This is a genomic window from Salinivibrio sp. MA351 (assembly GCF_001996065.1).
GTDB classification, from domain to species: Bacteria; Pseudomonadota; Gammaproteobacteria; order Enterobacterales; family Vibrionaceae; genus Salinivibrio; species Salinivibrio costicola.
In genome coordinates this window covers 15,052-32,616 of sequence record NZ_MUFG01000025.1, presented here as the reverse complement: position 1 = coordinate 32,616, position 17,565 = coordinate 15,052, and the positions used below count along the sequence as shown (strand labels likewise).

Annotated in this window: 13 protein-coding genes; 8 read left to right on the top strand and 5 right to left on the bottom strand. The window is 51.0% G+C overall.

Annotation, left to right across the window (positions count from 1 at the left end):
- Positions 1-92 precede the first annotated feature (92 nt).
- Complete coding sequence (gene glnA / locus BZG78_RS12495; RefSeq protein ID WP_077461674.1) at positions 93-1,502, bottom strand: glutamate--ammonia ligase; 1,410 nt, start codon at positions 1,500-1,502, stop codon at positions 93-95.
- 531 nt (positions 1,503-2,033) lie between these two features.
- Here glnA and typA point away from each other — a divergent pair.
- From typA to BZG78_RS12475, 4 genes are all read left to right on the top strand, one after another.
- Positions 2,034-3,860 (top strand): translational GTPase TypA, encoded by a 1,827-nt coding sequence (gene typA, locus BZG78_RS12490; RefSeq protein WP_077661384.1) that lies wholly within the window; start codon positions 2,034-2,036, stop codon positions 3,858-3,860.
- Between the two features lie 147 nt (positions 3,861-4,007).
- On the top strand, positions 4,008-4,976 hold the full coding sequence (locus BZG78_RS12485; protein WP_077661383.1) for a virulence factor BrkB family protein: 969 nt from the start codon (positions 4,008-4,010) through the stop codon (positions 4,974-4,976).
- Positions 4,948-5,382, top strand: coding sequence for a D-aminoacyl-tRNA deacylase (gene dtd, locus BZG78_RS12480; RefSeq protein ID WP_077661382.1), 435 nt, complete (start codon positions 4,948-4,950; stop codon positions 5,380-5,382). Before BZG78_RS12485 ends, dtd begins: the two co-directional genes overlap by 29 nt.
- A 27-nt stretch (positions 5,383-5,409) precedes the next feature.
- The gene (locus BZG78_RS12475) at positions 5,410-6,354 is read left to right on the top strand and encodes a bifunctional GNAT family N-acetyltransferase/hotdog fold thioesterase (RefSeq protein WP_021022574.1); all 945 of its coding nucleotides are present in this window, start codon (positions 5,410-5,412) and stop codon (positions 6,352-6,354) included.
- Here BZG78_RS12475 and BZG78_RS12470 read toward each other — a convergent pair.
- The 4 genes from BZG78_RS12470 to hslR form a co-directional block, all read right to left on the bottom strand.
- Positions 6,351-8,192: an AsmA family protein gene (locus tag BZG78_RS12470; protein WP_077661381.1), complete on the bottom strand. Its 1,842-nt coding sequence runs from the start codon at positions 8,190-8,192 to the stop codon at positions 6,351-6,353. The genes BZG78_RS12475 and BZG78_RS12470 overlap by 4 nt on opposite strands.
- A gap of 132 nt (positions 8,193-8,324) precedes the next feature.
- Positions 8,325-9,953 carry a phosphoenolpyruvate carboxykinase (ATP) gene (gene pckA / locus BZG78_RS12465; RefSeq protein ID WP_021022572.1) on the bottom strand — a complete coding sequence of 543 codons (1,629 nt, stop codon included), beginning with the start codon at positions 9,951-9,953 and terminating at the stop codon, positions 8,325-8,327.
- A 321-nt stretch (positions 9,954-10,274) separates the two neighbouring features.
- Positions 10,275-11,150 carry an Hsp33 family molecular chaperone HslO gene (gene hslO, locus BZG78_RS12460; protein ID WP_077661380.1) on the bottom strand — a complete coding sequence of 292 codons (876 nt, stop codon included), beginning with the start codon at positions 11,148-11,150 and terminating at the stop codon, positions 10,275-10,277.
- 35 nt (positions 11,151-11,185) lie between these two features.
- Entirely contained in the window at positions 11,186-11,590 is a 405-nt protein-coding gene (gene hslR, locus BZG78_RS12455; RefSeq protein ID WP_077661379.1) for a ribosome-associated heat shock protein Hsp15, read from the bottom strand.
- A gap of 287 nt (positions 11,591-11,877) precedes the next feature.
- Here hslR and gspC point away from each other — a divergent pair, with 287 nt between their 5' ends.
- The 4 genes from gspC to gspF all read left to right on the top strand — a co-directional run bounded on the left by gspC (position 11,878) and on the right by gspF (position 17,559).
- Positions 11,878-12,747 (top strand): type II secretion system protein GspC, encoded by an 870-nt coding sequence (gene gspC, locus BZG78_RS12450; protein WP_077661378.1) that lies wholly within the window; start codon positions 11,878-11,880, stop codon positions 12,745-12,747.
- 71 nt (positions 12,748-12,818) lie between these two features.
- Entirely contained in the window at positions 12,819-14,801 is a 1,983-nt protein-coding gene (gene gspD / locus BZG78_RS12445; RefSeq protein WP_077661391.1) for a type II secretion system secretin GspD, read from the top strand.
- Positions 14,798-16,324, top strand: a complete 1,527-nt coding sequence (gene gspE / locus BZG78_RS12440) for a type II secretion system ATPase GspE (RefSeq protein ID WP_077661377.1) — start codon at positions 14,798-14,800, stop codon at positions 16,322-16,324. The genes gspD and gspE overlap by 4 nt, the downstream gene beginning before the upstream one ends.
- The gene (gene gspF, locus BZG78_RS12435) at positions 16,324-17,559 is read left to right on the top strand and encodes a type II secretion system inner membrane protein GspF (protein WP_077661376.1); all 1,236 of its coding nucleotides are present in this window, start codon (positions 16,324-16,326) and stop codon (positions 17,557-17,559) included. Before gspE ends, gspF begins: the two co-directional genes overlap by 1 nt.
- Positions 17,560-17,565 lie beyond the last annotated feature (6 nt).

The window sequence follows — 17,565 nt, the reverse complement described above, 5'->3', positions numbered from 1 at the left end:
GGAGCATTGTAAGTGGGTACATACAGTCGCCAAGCATAAAAAAGCCCACCTGCGAGGTGGGCTACATTTTAAATGTTCAGCGTGACGAGTCGTTACACCGAGTAGTAAAGCTCAAACTCAACTGGGTGCGTTGTCATTTGAATACGCTCAACATCTTCGCTTTTCAGTTTGATGTATGAGTCGATAAAGTCGTCTGAGAACACGCCACCTGCGGTCAAGAATTCGCGGTCAGCATCCAGCGCCTGTAGAGCCTCTTTAAGGGACTCCGCTACCGTCGGAATTTCTGCCGCTTCTTCAGCCGGGAGATCATACAAGTCTTTGTCCATGGCATCGCCTGGGTGAATCTTGTTTTTGATACCGTCAAGGCCGGCCATCAGCATCGAAGCAAAGCACAAATAAGGGTTCGCAGTTGGATCGGCAAAACGGAGCTCAATACGGCGCGCTTTCGGGCTAGGCACCACTGGGATACGAATTGACGCAGAGCGGTTACGCGCAGAATAAGCCAGCATGACCGGCGCTTCAAACCCAGGAACCAGGCGCTTATACGAGTTGGTTGACGCGTTGGCAAAGGCGTTAATGGCCCGTGCGTGCTTAATCACACCACCAATGTAATAAAGTGCTGTTTCAGACAGGCCACCGTATTTATCACCTGCAAAGAGGTTTTGACCATCTTTGGCCAGTGATTGGTGAACGTGCATGCCTGAGCCATTATCGCCCACCAGTGGTTTCGGCATAAAGGTCGCCGTTTTACCAAAGGCGTGTGCGACGTTGTGCACCACATATTTATAGATCTGAATTTCGTCCGCTTTAGTGGTCAAGGTGTTAAAGCGGGTCGCGATTTCGTTTTGGCCAGCCGTTGCCACTTCATGGTGGTGCGCTTCAACCACTAAGCCCATCTCTTCCATGACCAATGACATGGCCGAGCGGATATCTTGTGACGAATCGACCGGTGCAACAGGGAAATAGCCACCTTTAACGCCTGGACGGTGGCCTTTGTTACCGCCTTCCAGTGCGGTGCCTGAGTTCCAGCTCGCTTCGACGTCATCGATTTTGTAAAAAGAGCCGGCCATATCGGTGGCGAATTTCACGTCATCAAAGAGGAAAAACTCGGGTTCAGGCCCAATTAGAACGGTATCTGCGATCCCCGTTGAGCGCATGAAATCTTCAGCGCGTTTAGCAATGGAACGTGGGTCACGATCATACCCTTGCATGGTAGACGGCTCTAGAATATCACAGCGAATATTCAAGGTGCTTTCTTCGGTAAAGGGGTCAAGCACGGCCGAACTTGCATCTGGCATCATGACCATGTCTGATTCGTTGATCCCTTTCCAGCCCGCCACGGATGAACCGTCAAACATTTTGCCTTCTTCAAAGAAGTCATCGTCCACTTGATGAGAGGGGATGGAAACATGCTGCTCTTTACCTTTGGTATCGGTAAAGCGCAGGTCGATGAATTTCACCTCGTTTTCTTGGATAAGTGCGAGCACATTTTCTACTGACATGTGAAATAACCTCCGGTGTCAAATTAGGTAAATAGCGAGTTGGCTCCTTGCTGCATGACAAAGCGAAAACTGTGCCAACAATTTAAAACCACGCCATAGCAGGCTCGGCGGGTAAAAATGCCGCTCAGTGCTCGTCAAACGAGAGCGGGTTGCACCATTATTGTGCGCACATGCTCAATCATAGTGCAAGGGGCGAAGGTGGTGCAGATGTTTGTGCACGACATGGGTGCAACCCCATCCCCCTCTTCTTTTTAGCAGACAATCGGTATTGAGAGTGTGGGCCGTCTTTAAAAATTCATGTTTGCTCGAAGACCGGTGAATCCTTGTATTTGCTTAACAAATGACCAACTAGACAGCAGTCAAGCCACTTTGATGGTGAGCTGATTCACAGAATAAGGTGGGTTTTGCGACAAAATCTGGTACATTACGGCCGTTTTTTTAATCAGATGGTGGCCCCGTCGTGCTAGTATACGCTGTCTCAGCGTGTCAGGTTCGACACGCGCCGCGTCTAACGAGTGAAAAAGAGAGTCCATGACCAAAATACAAACAGATAAATTAAGAAATATCGCCATTATTGCCCACGTTGACCACGGTAAAACCACGCTAGTGGATAAGCTGCTTCAGCAATCCGGTACGCTAGCTTCCCGCGGTGAGGTGGAAGAGCGTGTCATGGACTCAAATGATATTGAGAAAGAGCGTGGCATCACCATTTTGGCGAAAAACACCGCCATTAACTGGAATGATTATCGAATTAACATCGTTGATACCCCAGGGCACGCCGATTTCGGTGGTGAAGTCGAGCGTATCATGTCGATGGTTGATTCGGTCTTATTGGTGGTTGATGCCGTTGATGGTCCGATGCCACAAACCCGCTTTGTGACCCAAAAAGCCTTCGCTCACGGCCTGAAGCCGATTTTGGTTATCAACAAAATTGACCGTCCGGGTGCACGCCCTGACTGGGTGATGGATCAAGTTTTCGATCTGTTTGACACCTTGGGTGCCACGGACGAACAGTTAGACTTCCAAGTGGTTTACGCATCAGCGCTAAACGGTTGGGCGAGCCTAGATGAAGCGACCGAAGGCGACGATATGGAGCCGTTGTTCAACGCGATCGTGGACAACGTCGATGCGCCTGACGTCGACATTACTACGCCATTGCAAATGCAGGTGTCTCAGCTTGATTATAACGCCTATGTCGGTGTTATCGGCGTGGGTCGAATTACGCGTGGCTCGGTGAAACCGAACCAGCAAGTGACCATCATCAGTGCCGATGGCAGCAAGCGCAATGGTAAGGTAGGTAGCGTCTTGGGTTACCTCGGCCTTGACCGTACTGATGTCGATGAAGCCTCAGCGGGCGACATTATTGCTATTACGGGTCTGGGCGAGCTAAAGATTTCAGACACCATCTGTGATCCAAGCAACGTTGAAGCGCTCCCCGCACTGACCGTTGATGAGCCAACTGTGACCATGACGTTCCAAGTCAACACCTCGCCGTTCGCCGGCCTAGAAGGTAAGTACGTGACGTCACGTAATATCCTTGAGCGTTTGCAAAAAGAGCTGGTCCACAACGTGGCGCTGCGTGTTGAAGAGACCGAGAACCCGGATAAATTCCGTGTATCAGGTCGTGGCGAATTGCACTTGTCGATCCTTATCGAGAATATGCGTCGCGAAGGCTTTGAGCTTGCCGTATCTCGCCCTGAAGTGATCATCAAAGAAGAAAACGGTGAGAAATTTGAACCGTTTGAAACCGTGACCATTGACGTGCTCGAAGAGCATCAAGGTGGCGTTATGGAAAGCATCGGTCTGCGTAAAGGCGAGCTGAGCAACATGCTCCCAGACGGTAAAGGCCGTGTACGCATGGACTTTGTGATGCCATCACGGGGTTTAATTGGTTTCCAAACCGAGTTCTTAACCCTGACCTCTGGTTCGGGCCTGATTTATCATACCTTTGACCATTACGGTAAATTCAAAGGGGGTGATATTGGCCAACGTATCAACGGTGTATTGATCTCAAACGCCGCAGGTAAGGCACTGACTTATGCCTTGTTTAACCTACAAGGCCGTGGTCGCTTGTTTGCTGAACACGGTGATGAAGTGTACGAAGGTCAAGTTATCGGTATTCATAACCGCGCCAATGACTTGACGGTTAACTGTCTGAAAGGTAAGCAATTGACTAACGTGCGTGCCTCGGGTACCGATGAGGCGCAGGTATTGAGCCCAGCGATCAAGTATACCTTGGAGCAAGCGCTTGAGTTTATTGATGACGATGAGCTGGTTGAAGTTACGCCAGAAAGCATCCGTATTCGTAAAAAGCTGTTGACTGAGACAGACCGCAAGCGCGCTGGTCGTAAAGGTTAATCGCGTTATATCATCATGTGACTGAGTCACCAGATTCTGTCCCAAGATTAAAGGCACCGTTAGGTGCCTTTTTTTGATCGCAGCGAGCGAGAAGTAAATCATGTACACTCATTACGCGTAAAACGGGCACAAGATAAAGGTGGAAGGATGCGCATAATTGGGACGCTAAATCAGAAAACGTGGCATGACAGCCGTAATTGGTTGAAAGCGATGCTCACGCATTTGTGGCAGCGTATGGGCGAAGACAGGCTCACGGTGAGTGCCGGTTATATGGCGTATGTCACGCTGCTTTCTTTGGTCCCCTTAGTCACTGTCGTGTTGTCTGCTTTTTCGAGTTTCCCGGGATTTTCTCAAGTGGGTGATACCTTACAAACATTTGTGATCAATAATTTTGTTCCCGCCGCCGGTGAGGTGGTGGCACGCTATCTCAACCAATTTGTTGCTAACGCCGGTAAGATGACCGCTGTTGGGGTTAGTTTTTTGTTTGTGGTCGCGATTATGCTGATCTCGGCGATCGACAAAAGTTTGAACCACACGTTTAAAATTCAGACCAAACGGCCGATGATGATTGCGTTCTCAATCTATTGGATGGTGCTCACGTTAGGGCCTATTTTGATTGGTACTAGCATCGCGCTGAGCTCTTACTTAACGTCTTTGTCGTTATTACAAACAGGGCTGGCGAATGATTTGTTTACCACCTTACTCCGAATCCTGCCTTTTCTTTTAACCACGCTCACCTTTATGGGGTTGTATACCCTGGTACCTAACACTCGCGTGCGCCTTCGCCATGCCTTGGTCGGTGCGGCTGTGGCGAGTGTGCTATTTGAGCTAAGTAAAAAAGTATTCGCGCTATATGTTGCCCACTTTCCCTCGTATCAATTAATTTACGGCGCCCTGGCCGTGGTGCCCATTCTGTTTGTGTGGGTGTATTTTAGCTGGTGTATTGTATTATTCGGCGCACAAGTTACCGCGACTTTAAGAGAGTCGGAGGCTTGGTGGCCAAGTGGCACCTCGCCAGCGGTTAACAATCAGTCAGCCGGTTTGGCTGAGCCATCCCATCCTTTAATCAATCAAGCGGAGGCGCCTTATGATTGCCCTAATTCAACGCGTGAGTGAAGCCAATGTCACTGTCGACGGTGAGATCCTCGGTGCGATAGGGAAAGGGCTGGTGGTGCTTCTGGGCGTCGAAAAGGGCGACACCGATGCGGATGCCGCGAAACTGGCGCATAAAGTCAGAGGTTATCGTGTGTTTGAAGACGATAATGGCAAAATGAATCTTAATGTGTCGCAGCACGGCGGTGAATTGTTGGTGATATCGCAGTTTACCCTGGCTGCCGACACAAAAAAGGGAATGCGTCCGAGCTTCTCGGGGGCATCGCCTGATGAGGCAGAACGTTTGTACACGGTATTTTGTCAGGATTGCCAGCGTGCAGGGTTAAAAACGCAAACGGGTCAATTCGCCGCCGACATGAAAGTAAGCCTCGTTAATGATGGTCCTGTGACTTTCTGGCTTCAGGTATAACCACGCGCCTCACAAGGAGAGACAGGCATGTTTAGAATCGTTACCCCGCGCACAGAGCAAGAGCTAGCGCGTTATTATGACTTTCGTTATCGGATGTTAAGAGAGCCATGGCATGCGCCGCGTGGTTCAGAGCGCGATGCGTATGATGTTAATGCGTGCCATCGTATGATCGTAGACAGTGATGATGCGCCGGTCGCGATTGGACGCTTGTACTTAACCCCAGACAATGACGGCCAAATCCGATATATGGCGGTGTCACCAGATTATCGTAATCGTGGTCTAGGCGCCTTAGTGCTCATGGCGTTAGAGTCGTTGGCGCGGGAAGAGGGCGCTAAGCGTCTGGTGTGCAGTGCGCGTGAAGAGGCGGTGAGCTTTTATGCGCAACACGATTTCCTCCGTCAGGGCGATCTGAGTGACGAGCGAGGACCGATACGTCATCAGCAGATGGTTAAACCCTTGGATCCGTTATCGGATGTGGTTCGCCGTCCCGAGTGGTGCACCGAGCTTCAGCAGCGTTGGCAAGCACACATTCCGATTAGCGACAAAATGGGAGTCAAAATTAGCCAGTTCACTGGCTACAGCTTTGAAGTGAGCGCCAATTTAAACGCCAATTTAAACCCTCGCCAAACCATGTTTGCGGGCAGTATTTTCAGCCTTGCGACGTTAACCGGTTGGGGCATGGTATGGCTATTGATGAAAGAGCGCCAACTCAGCGCGGATATTGTCCTAGCGGATAGCCATATTCGCTACCGTCGTCCGGTTGCAGAACGGCCCCGGGCGAGTGTGTCACTCGATAACCTTAGTGGCGAGCTCGATCGATTAGAAAACGGACGCCGTGCCCGTGTGACGTTAGAAGTCGATTTTTTCAGTGGTGATGAAAAAGCCGGTGTGTTTACCGGCACCTATGTCCTGCTCCCCTCGGATGATGGCGCTACCGCACAACCTGCCCCTCAGTTGGCCTTGTTACGCTAACGAATGCGTGGGGCGTCCGTGCGATAAATCGGCCACTGGATGGATAAGCGTGTCTCGCCTTGCAGTGCGCCGGTCAGTTGGCCGCGATCAGCATCAATGGATAAAGTCTCAAACGGGAAAGTCTGTTGTTTGTCCTTCTTGGGGCTTGGCGGTTGCAGCCAAGCGCTTATTTGTGTGGCCCAATTTGTGTCTGAGTCTGCATGGGTTTTTGCATCTAAGAAGGTGATATCCATCTCGCCATTGAGCCCCACATTGAAGCTTTCTCGATCCGCTGCCAGCCCTGACCACTTTGCCTCAATATCATGAAACCCTGTCAGGGGGAGGGGCCAATCAAACCAGTCTTGATAAACAGAGAGCGGAATTTGTAACCCATCCACAAGCAGTGACCATGGTTGACTAGGGGCGCTTAAGTCCCAGGTTCCTGATACAGCCAGTTGGCCATCAGGGAAGCCCAGTAATAGCTGCTGGAGGGTTAATTTCCCTTGAACAGCATCGAGGCGCAAATAGGGCTCAGCCAGCCAATGCTGATTGATGCTGGCGTGGCTTGCGCTGGCGGTCAAACTGCCATCGGTTAAGCGCCATTGTTTGAACGGGGATAGCTGCAATGCGCGTCCATTAACATCAATGCCACTGATTTTGATAGGAAACTGCGGCGATAAGGCCAGCCATTGATTATGTTTCAGTGATACGTCGTCAATGAACAGTGTCTCTGGCCACTCCGGGAGTGCTTCCATCAGCGGGGAAAGCATTGCGTGGCTGAGTGTCAGGTTATTGGCTTGTAGCTTATCAATCTGCCAATGACGCTTAGAAAAGTGCCCGGAAAGCCCGACAAATCCTTCTTGCCATTGACTGGTCAACTGATTGATCACCCAGCTTTCGCCGCGGCGTTCAATATCCCCAAGCGGTTGATCCCAAGTCTGCGTGTGCCAGCGGATATAGTCAGCGTTGAATGATGCACGTAGCTTAGGCTGTTGCCACCAAGGCGTCTTTGGCGCAATGGTGATGTGCTCGGCCGATAAAGTGAGGCCATTCACCGAAAACTGTTCGGTTTCGGCACTGAGTTGGCGAATATCAGTGCGGTCGATGGTTAACGTGGTTGTGTGGGGCCATTGCAATAAGGCGTTGGACACGCGTTGATACGTATCTTCCCCGTCGATAATGACATCGCTCAGGGTTAACTGGGTTAAGGCGAGCGCACCTGGCTGCCAATGGCCTTGGGCGCTGATCGCGGCACCTTGCCACTCAAAAGACACGCCGCGGAATTGCCAACCGTTAAGCGCTGGTGTGGCATCGACTAAAAGTCGGGAGGCTTGTAGCCCATGCCAGTCGACTTGTTTGGCCTCCCATTGCGCGCGGCCGCGAACTGATCCTAAAGGGGCTTGTCCTTTGTGCCAATCATCGAGCTGAGCGCTGACTTGCTGCGCTTGCCAGCCTTGTCCTTGCAGGGAAAGATCATTAAAAAGGACACGACCAATGGTAAGCGTCGCCGGTAGCATATCGAGAGACGTTATGGCGCGATCGGTCAAGTCAAGGCTTAGACCGTCAATCCTTACCCATTGTAGGTGAGACCATCGTTCGACAGAGAACTGTACACGCGCCGTATTGGCCTGCCAGTGTTGATGGCCATATTGGTAATTCGGTTGCGTCAGAGTGAGGTGAAGCGGGCGTTGCCAGTGATAGTCCACCTGTTCTGCCGTCAAGGTGCCTGGCAGTATAGGGGTGATAAGGGCAGTAAAAACCTGGGTGCTGTATCGCGTATGGAGCAACACGAAAATCACTGACAGTGAGATTATGATTAGGATAAAAAAGCTGGCAAAGAGTTTGGCCAGGATGCGCATGAATGAATCCTATCAGGCAACGAGTAGCAGTAAGATTGGCGCAAAAGTTGCCAAACTTCAACCAGTCAACCAGTCAACCAGTCGCCCTGAGGAATAGCGCCCCATATCGCATCAGCAATATGGGGCTAGGGGTTAGTCTAACTGTGGACCTGCAGCGACCAAGGCTGCGCCTTCTTCGGTATCTGTGTATTTATCGAAGTTATCGATAAAGCGTGTGGCCAGGTCTTTCGCTTTGCTTTCCCATTGCAGCGGGTCAACATAGGTATCACGCGGGTCAAGAATGCCGTCGCTCACTTCGTCTAGCGAGACAGGAACTTCCAAATTAAAGATTGGAATTACCTTGGTGTCGGCTTTTTCGATCGAGCCGTCTAAAATCGCGTCGATGATCGCGCGGGTATCTTTGATGGATATCCGCTTGCCTGAGCCATTCCAGCCTGTATTGACCAGATAGGCTTCAGTCCCTGCCGCCTCCATGCGCTTGACCAATACTTCCGCATACTTGGTGGGGTGCAAGGTCAAAAATGCCGCGCCAAAGGCCGCTGAGAAAGCAGGCGTGGGTTCAGTAATACCGCGCTCGGTACCTGCTAACTTCGCGGTAAAACCAGATAAGAAATGGTACTTGGTTTGTTCAGGGGTCAATTTAGACACCGGTGGAAGTATGCCGAATGCATCCGCAGACAAGAAAATCACCTTGTTGGCATGACCGCCTTTTGAGACCGGCTTCACAATATTATCGATATGATAAATAGGATATGACACGCGGGTGTTTTCTGTCTTCGAATTATCGTCAAAATCGATGCGGCCGTCGCCACGGACGGTGACGTTTTCTAATAACGCATCACGGCGGATGGCGTTATAGATATCTGGCTCAGCCTCTTTAGATAACTTGATGGTTTTGGCATAGCAGCCCCCTTCAAAGTTAAAGACGCCCTGATCGTCCCAACCATGTTCATCGTCACCGATAAGCTGGCGCTTAGGATCGGTGGAGAGTGTGGTTTTCCCGGTTCCAGATAGCCCGAAGAAGATGGCAACGTCGCCATCTTTGCCCATGTTGGCGGAGCAATGCATCGATGCGACATCTTGCAACGGCAAGAAGTAGTTCATCATCGCGAACATGCCTTTTTTCATTTCACCGCCATACCAAGTACCGCCAATAAGCTGCATCCGTTCGGTGAGGTTGAAAACGGTAAAGTTTTCTGAGTTTAGGCCGTGTTCACGCCATTGGTTGTTCACGCATTTGGCACCATTCATCACCACAAAGTCAGGCTCGAAATCTTTAAGCTCTTCCTCGGTTGGACGAATAAACATATTTTTGACGAAGTGCGCCTGCCAAGCCACTTCGGTGATCACGCGAATACGTAATCGTGTGTTGGGGTTGGCACCGCAATAGCCATCAACGACAAACAGGCGTTTATTAGAGAGTTGTTGTGTGACCAGTGCCTTGAGATCATTCCATACCGCTTGATCGATCGGTTTATTATCGTTTTTGCCTTGATCCGACCACCACAGGGTATCGCGCGTGGTGTCATCACGAACAATGTACTTATCTTTGGGAGAACGGCCGGTAAAAATACCCGTGTCTACCGACACCGCGCCGAGTTCGGTCACTACGCCTTTCTCGTAGCCTTCCAGCCCAGGTTTGGTTTCTTCTTCGAACAACTGCTCATATGAGGGGTTACGGATGACTTCTTTGACATTTTCCAGACCATAACGGGAAAGATCGATGTCAGCGACCTCAGATTCGACGTTCAGGACAGTCATAGGTGCTCCTTGAGGTAAGATGGTGTTAACTGTCTTTGTGCTAGCAACCTGAAATATAGATTCAGGAACTGACTCCATAGATGACGACAGACTGGGGTTATTGTGATTGTAGGGTACGGACCACCAGCTGCCATGTCATAGACATGGTAACGCTTAGTTAAACGTTTGCGCTACCCAAAGACCTATTATTGTTTGTACAAAAATAACGCGCAGAAAAATGTGAGTTAAGTCGGGAAGGAATAAGAAAAAAGCCAGCGTTGTGCTGGCTTTTGAGCTTGGTCAAGCTTATTTACTTCGAAGCGCTAAAAATGTAGCACGTGGTTATTGCATTTGAGAGGAGGAGCTGGCGTTTTGCTCAAAAATTGCCGCCACATCAACGCTATCGAACGCATAGTCAGTGCCACAGTAATCACAGTGCAAATGGATCGTACCCATTTCCGCGACCATTTTGTCGACTTCACTGCGCTCAATCGCGGCAATAGCACCGGCACTGCGTTCACGGGAGCAACTGCATTTAAACACCACATCTTGTGCCGGATACAGGGTGACTTTCTCTTGATGGTACAGACGGTATAAGACATCTTTGGCGCTGAGGCTGAAAAGTTCATCATTTTTAATCGTTTCAGTCAGCTGGGCAAGGTGATCAAAGTCGCCTTCGTCGCCTTTATCGTCAGGCAACACTTGCAACATCATACCGGCCGCATGCGACTTGCCGTCAACCTCTCCCGTGCGTAACCAAAGACGGGTCATTAACTGCTCTGAGCGTGCGAAGTAATCTTCCAAGCAACCTTGTAAATGATCCGACTCTAAGCCAACAATGCCTTGATAGCGCTCGCCATCGACAGGCTCAATGGTAATGACCAGTTGGCCCTTGCCCATCATTTCTGGCAAGGTCGCATCCTCTTTGACGGCACCTTTCACCCGCGCGGTGCCGCGCAGTTGCTGATGGTGATCACCATTAATGACCGCCAGCGACACAGGACCATCTCCCTGCAATTGCACCGTGATCGAGCCATTAAATTTGAGTGTTGCGGTAAGCAGGCTGGTGGCGGCCAACATTTCACCCAGTAAAGCATTCACCGGGGCTGGGAAGTTTTGATTCTCCAGGATGCGTTGATAGGTTTCGTCGAGCTTGACTAGCTCACCACGCACAGACACATCTTCGAATAGGTAACGGTGTAATTGATCGTTTGACATGCAATCTCTCTCCGGCAATGGCGCGACTTGCGGCCTTAGTCTATGCCTTGTTTAAACTTACGAATATCTCGGCGTTGCTTTTTATCCGGTCGTCCATCGGGACGTGGATTATGGGCATTTAAGCGACGCATTTCCGTCTCGTGCTCACGTTTCTTTAGGCTCGTGTCGGTTTCTTGATACAAGGTTTGCGCGATCGGCGCGCCTTGACGTTGCTCCGATAACGCTAAAACAGTGATGGTTCTTTCATCATGGCCTTGGCGCAAGCGTATCTCAGCCCCAACCTCGACCATTCTGCTTGGCTTGGCACGTTGACCATTGTAGTGCACCTTGCCCCCATCGATCATATTGCGTGCAATAGAGCGTGTTTTATAAAAGCGAGCGGCCCACAGCCATTTATCTAACCTGACCGCTGTCAAAGGTGTCGATGTGCTTTTTTTCATCCCTCAACTCCTGCGCAATCTGGATCGGCGACATTAGCATAAAATTTACTTTAGAGCAGTATCACAGCATCAGCGCTCATCCTCCCGTCATCGCTGCGACTTGGGTAAAATAAACACGCTATAAATGAAAAAGTCTCAAGATCACAATGTGTTTTTGCTAGTATGTCCAGCTTTTCGTAATCTAATCGTGGAATCTAATGGCGAAAAAGGCCATCAATAGGCATGTGGTGTCATTAATTGGTTTTAAAAGGATGATCCAGGCAGGAAGCCCTCAACGAACAATCTCGATGTCTGCACTGACACGCGGTCGGGTACTGCTGTGCCTAAACGGTGGGCTAGTACTTTTACTGGCTTGGCTTATTGGGCGGCTGGTGTGGCATGTCTACACGCCTCCCGCGGCACCTATCTTGCCGTCGAGTAGTCAGGTTGTGGCGAGCCAAGTCACCGGTAAGGGGGCCTTTTCATTGGCGCCCGCGATTAATGCCCAGTTATTTGGTCGATTCCAAGCTTCCGCGCAACAGCGCCAGCAGTCGGTTAGCCAAGTGCCTGAGACCCGTTTACAGCTTACTTTAGTCGGCGTGGTGGCTTCCAATCAGCCTGCTCGGGCATTAGCGGTGATTGCTAACGGTGGTCAACAAGCAACCTATGGTGTGGGTGAGCAAGTTAAAGGTACCCAGGTCAGTGTCGATCAAGTCTTGTCCGATCGCGTCATCCTTCGTCAAGGTACGCGTCGTGAAGCCTTGTTGATGCCGGGTGTGGAGGCTGACAGTACACCGCAAACCGTGTTTTCTTCCTCTGAGGGTAACCATACGCCCCCAAAGCCGGCGCCAACCTCAAGGCAGACCAGCTCTGACTGGCCTGCCGACTTAGCGCGACAGCTTGCCAGCAATCCTCAGCGCCTATTTGATTATGTCCAGTTAGCGCAGGTCGGCGATGCCAAACAGTTAAAAGGCTTTCGTCTTACACCAGGGAAAAATCCGGTGTTATTTGAGCAATCGGGGTTACAGCCGGGTGATATCGCCGTCGCCATTAACGGTCTAACACTGAGCCGCTCGGTGGCGCTTCCCGATATTCTCAATCGCATTCAACAACAGGGCACGCTTGATTTAGTGGTCGAGCGACAAGGGCAGCAACATGACATTTCGATTCAACTATAAATTACCACAACCGCCCCGTGCGGCTTTAGGAGTGTGACGTGAACGTAAAGCAACGACTGATCCCCTATCTGATGGCCGCAAGTCTGCTTTTCTCTGGCCTACCGGCGGGAGCGGCAGAATTTAGTGCCTCGTTTAAAGGCACGAATATTCAAGAGTTTATCGAAATTGTAGGGCGCAACCTCGAGAAAACCATTATCGTTGACCCCTCGGTACGCGGCACCATTAATGTACGCAGTTACAATACGTTAGACGATGAACAGTACTACCAATTTTTCCTCAACGTGCTCGAAGTGTATGGCTTTGCGGTGGTTGAGATGGAAAATGGGATTGTTAAAGTTGTTCGCGACAAAGATGCGAAAACCTCGCCCGTTCCTGTGGTTGGAGAAGGCGATAACGTGGTCGGCGACGAAGTCGTGACCCGCGTGATTGCCGTGAAAAATGTCTCGGTGCGCGAGCTATCCCCTTTGTTGCGTCAGCTGATCAATAATGCGGGGGCAGGGAACGTGGTGCACTATGATCCTGCCAATGTCATTATGATTACCGGTCGTGCCGCGGTGGTGAATCGGCTCACTGATATTATTCAGCGCGTCGATCAAGCGGGCGATAAAAAAGTGGAAGTGGTCCGCCTTGACCATGCGTCAGCCGCGGAAATGGTACGGATTGTCGATACTTTAAATAAGCGAGACAACGCCAACACCCGCCCTGAGCTTTTAGAACCACGCATTGTCGCCGATGAACGGCTGAATGCGGTGTTGGTTTCTGGCGAGCCCAAAGTCCGTGAGCGCGTGATTGAACTTATCCGACAACTCGACCAAGAAATGGCGACCACGGGCAACAGCCGGGTGATCTATCTGCGCTATGCGAAAGCGGAAGATTTGGTCGATGTATTGCAAGGTGTTTCGGATAATCTTCTGAAAGAAAAAGAGAAAAATGCGAAACCGAGTGTGAATGACCAAGCGGTACAAATTTCCTCTCACCAAGGCACTAACTCGCTGGTGATCACCGCGCCACCTGATATTTTAAAAACCCTTGAGAGCGTGATTTCTCAGCTCGATATACGCCGCGCACAAGTGTTGATTGAAGCGCTAATCGTCGAAATGTCGGAGTCCGATGGGGCGAACCTCGGCGTACAGTGGGGCTCGCTTGAAAACGGTGGGATTCAGTTTAATAACGCAGGGGTGGGTGTTACTAGTTACCTCACAGGACAGAAAGCAGCGGAAGATACTACTCGTACTGAAGTACGCTATCGGGATGATGGTACTCCGTACAATGTTCCGATTACCGAGTCGGGCGATTACTCGGCATTAAACAATGTATTAGGTGGCTTAAATGGCTTGGCTGCCGGCGTAGTCATGGGCGATTGGACCGCCTTGGTGACCGCGGTGGCGTCGAAAAACGAGTCGAATATTTTGTCGTCGCCCAATTTGATGGTGCTCGATAACCAAGAAGCCTCGTTTATTGTCGGTGAAGAAGTCCCTGTGATCACCGGCTCGCAAACGGGCTCGAATAACGACAACCCCTTCCAAACTGTCGAGCGTAAAGATGTGGGGATTAAACTGAAAGTGACCCCGCAAATCAACGAAGGCTCCGCGGTGTTGCTCGATATTGAGCAAGAAGTCTCGAACGTGCTCGGCGCCAGTGGCGCGGTGGATGTGCGCTTTGGTAAACGTCAACTGAATACATCTGTGATGGTCGGCGACCAACAAATGATTGTATTAAGTGGCTTGATTGACGAACGAACGGTCGAAAGTGAATCCAAGGTGCCACTGTTGGGGGATATTCCCATTTTAGGGCACTTGTTTAAGTCGACCTCGACCGAAACCGAAAAGAAAAACCTGATGCTGTTTATTAAGCCGACCATTATCCGTACCGGTTTGACCGCAGACGGGGTGACCCAACGCAAATACAACTATATCCGCGCCGAGCAATTACTGCGCGCCCAAGATGGCGTTAAGCTGATGCCTGACGCCGAAAAACCGGTCCTGCCTGATTACAACAGCGAAGCGGTGATGCCGGCCGAAGTACGTATGCTACAAGCGGAGTTAGAAGGATGAGTGAGCGTGCTGCGGCGCTAGCGGCTGAACCGGTGACAACCTGGCAGTTACCCTTTGGCTTTGCGCGTCGTCACGGTGTGGTGGTATTGACCGACAACGACACCCCACGTTTATTGTGTTTAGCGTCGGTAACACCGCAGACCTTGGTGGAGGTGCAACGTGTGCTGGGCGCGACTCTCGCCCCCGAATGGGTGTCGGATGCTGATTTTGAGCACCACCTGACTCGCCTCTATCAAAGAGACAGCGCCGATGCACAACAGCTAATGGCTGACATTGGTGCGGATGCTGACAGCGACGACTTTTTCTCGTTGGCCGAAGAGCTGCCGCAAAGTGAAGACTTGCTTGAATCGGAAGACGATGCGCCGATCATTAAGTTGATTAATGCCATGTTAGGCGAAGCGATTAAAGAAAGCGCGTCTGACATTCATATCGAAACCTTTGAGCATGCGTTATCGATCCGTTTTCGCGTTGACGGGGTGCTGCGTGACGTTCTATCCCCCAGCCGCAAGTTGGCCCCCTTATTAGTGTCTCGCGTCAAAGTGATGGCAAAACTAGATATTGCCGAAAAACGGGTGCCGCAAGATGGGCGTATTTCGGTCCGTATTGGTGGGCGAGCGGTGGATGTACGGGTGTCGACCATGCCCTCGTCTCACGGCGAACGTGTCGTCATGCGTTTGCTGGATAAGAACGCCGTCCAACTGGATCTCGCGCAGTTGGGCATGGTGCCCAGCTTGCACCAAGATTTTCGCGCACTGATTCACAAACCTCATGGTATTTTGCTCGTCACCGGCCCGACGGGGTCGGGGAAATCCACGACCTTGTATGCTGGATTACAAACCATTAACAGTGAGGATCGCAATATCCTCACCGTGGAAGATCCGATCGAATTTGATCTGGCGGGTATCGGTCAGACCCAAGTCAATCCAAAAGTCGATATGACCTTTGCGCGAGGGTTGCGCGCCATGTTGCGTCAAGATCCCGACGTGGTAATGGTGGGTGAAATTCGAGACTTAGAAACCGCACAAATCGCCGTACAAGCCTCACTGACCGGTCACTTAGTGATGTCGACACTGCACACCAACACGGCGATTGGCGCGGTGACACGCTTACGTGATATGGGCATTGAGCCTTTCTTGTTGTCTTCCTCGTTACTCGGCGTGCTGGCGCAGCGCTTGGTCCGCACCTTATGTCCACGGTGCCGTATCCCTTATCAAGCCGATAGCTCGCAGCAGCCGTTATTTGTCGAGCTAGGCTTGGCGAACCCCGGTGAGGCGATCACGCTCTATAAAGCGGATGGCTGTGAACACTGTCACCACAAGGGCTACCGAGGCCGAACCGGGATTCATGAATTGCTGACAGTCGACGAGAAGGTGCAAGCGCTGATCCATCATGATGCGGGCGAGCATGCGATAGAAGAAGCCGTGCGTGCGCAAAGTCCGAGTATTCGCTATGACGGCCTAACCAAAGTGCTGCAAGGGCAAACCACCCTTGAAGAAGTGATTCGTGTCACCAAGGAGGGCTAATGGGCGCATTTGACTATCAAGCGTTAGACGCGCGAGGGCGTAAGCGTAAAGGGGTGATTGAGGCCGATACTGCACGACAAGCGCGTCAGCAGCTGCGTGACAAAGGCTTTACCCCGCTCGACGTCAATGCTACGCGTCGTCAACGCGCCAACCAAAAGGCATCGGCGTCGCAGCCACTGTTCAATCAACGAAACCGCGGTATTCGTACACAAGAGCTGTCGTTGATCACCCGCCAATTAGCGACCTTAATCGATGCCTCTATGCCACTTGAAGAGTGCTTAAAAGCAGTGGCAGAGCAAGCGGAAAAACCGCGAATAGGCAGCATGATGACCAGTGTTCGAGCGCGAGTGATGGAAGGGTACACCTTGGCTGATGCGTTAGCCGATTACCCACAGGTGTTTAATGAACTCTACCGAGCGATGATTGCTGCCGGTGAAAAAGCGGGGTATTTATCCACCGTATTATCACGCTTGGCTGATTATGTTGAGAACCGTCAGCGCATTCAGTCCACGTTGTTACAAGCCATGTTGTATCCCGCCATTCTCACCTTCTTTTCGGTGGTGATTGTCGCCTTTTTACTGGCCACCGTGGTGCCTGATATTGTCGGCCAATTTGTTCAAACCGGTCAGGCGCTGCCGGCATCCACCCAATTTCTATTGAACGCCAGTGATTTTATTACCGACTGGGGGATTTGGGTGGTGAGCGCACTGATCCTTATCGGTGTCAGTATCCGAGCCTTGCTTAAGGATACGCAGCGACGCTTAGTGTGGGATAAAAAAATACTATCCTTACCGGTGATTGGTCGGGTGGCTCGCGGCCTGAATACATCCCGTTTTGCGCGTACCTTGGCAATATGCACGGCCAGTGCCATCCCGTTATTAGATGGGATGAAAGTCGCCGCGCAAGTGATGAGTAATCAATACGTCCGCATGCGCGTATTGGAGGCTGCGGATAAAGTGCGGGAAGGTGCCAGTTTGCGTGTCGCTTTGGATCAGTCGCGCTTATTTCCTCCCATGATGCTGCACATGATTGCCAGTGGTGAACGCAGTGGTGATCTTGAGCCCATGCTCTCTCGTGCCGCGGATAACCAAGATAAAGATTTTGAAGCCCAAGTGAATGTGGCACTGGGTATATTCGGCCCGTTAATGATCGTATTAATGGCAGGATTGGTGCTTTTTATTGTCGTGGCCACCTTGATGCCGATTATTGCCATGAACGATATGGTTGGATTGTAATTTTAT

What these genes read in the sequence shown, in the direction of transcription:
- glnA (WP_077461674.1), bottom strand. Translation starts at nt 1,502, where the DNA reads ATGTCAGTAGAAAATGTGCTCGCACTTATCCAAGAAAACGAGGTGAAA.
- typA (WP_077661384.1), top strand. Translation starts at nt 2,034, where the DNA reads ATGACCAAAATACAAACAGATAAATTAAGAAATATCGCCATTATTGCC.
- BZG78_RS12485 (WP_077661383.1), top strand. Translation starts at nt 4,008, where the DNA reads ATGCGCATAATTGGGACGCTAAATCAGAAAACGTGGCATGACAGCCGT.
- dtd (WP_077661382.1), top strand. Translation starts at nt 4,948, where the DNA reads ATGATTGCCCTAATTCAACGCGTGAGTGAAGCCAATGTCACTGTCGAC.
- BZG78_RS12475 (WP_021022574.1), top strand. Translation starts at nt 5,410, where the DNA reads ATGTTTAGAATCGTTACCCCGCGCACAGAGCAAGAGCTAGCGCGTTAT.
- BZG78_RS12470 (WP_077661381.1), bottom strand. Translation starts at nt 8,192, where the DNA reads ATGCGCATCCTGGCCAAACTCTTTGCCAGCTTTTTTATCCTAATCATA.
- pckA (WP_021022572.1), bottom strand. Translation starts at nt 9,953, where the DNA reads ATGACTGTCCTGAACGTCGAATCTGAGGTCGCTGACATCGATCTTTCC.
- hslO (WP_077661380.1), bottom strand. Translation starts at nt 11,150, where the DNA reads ATGTCAAACGATCAATTACACCGTTACCTATTCGAAGATGTGTCTGTG.
- hslR (WP_077661379.1), bottom strand. Translation starts at nt 11,590, where the DNA reads ATGAAAAAAAGCACATCGACACCTTTGACAGCGGTCAGGTTAGATAAA.
- gspC (WP_077661378.1), top strand. Translation starts at nt 11,878, where the DNA reads ATGTCTGCACTGACACGCGGTCGGGTACTGCTGTGCCTAAACGGTGGG.
- gspD (WP_077661391.1), top strand. Translation starts at nt 12,819, where the DNA reads ATGGCCGCAAGTCTGCTTTTCTCTGGCCTACCGGCGGGAGCGGCAGAA.
- gspE (WP_077661377.1), top strand. Translation starts at nt 14,798, where the DNA reads ATGAGTGAGCGTGCTGCGGCGCTAGCGGCTGAACCGGTGACAACCTGG.
- gspF (WP_077661376.1), top strand. Translation starts at nt 16,324, where the DNA reads ATGGGCGCATTTGACTATCAAGCGTTAGACGCGCGAGGGCGTAAGCGT.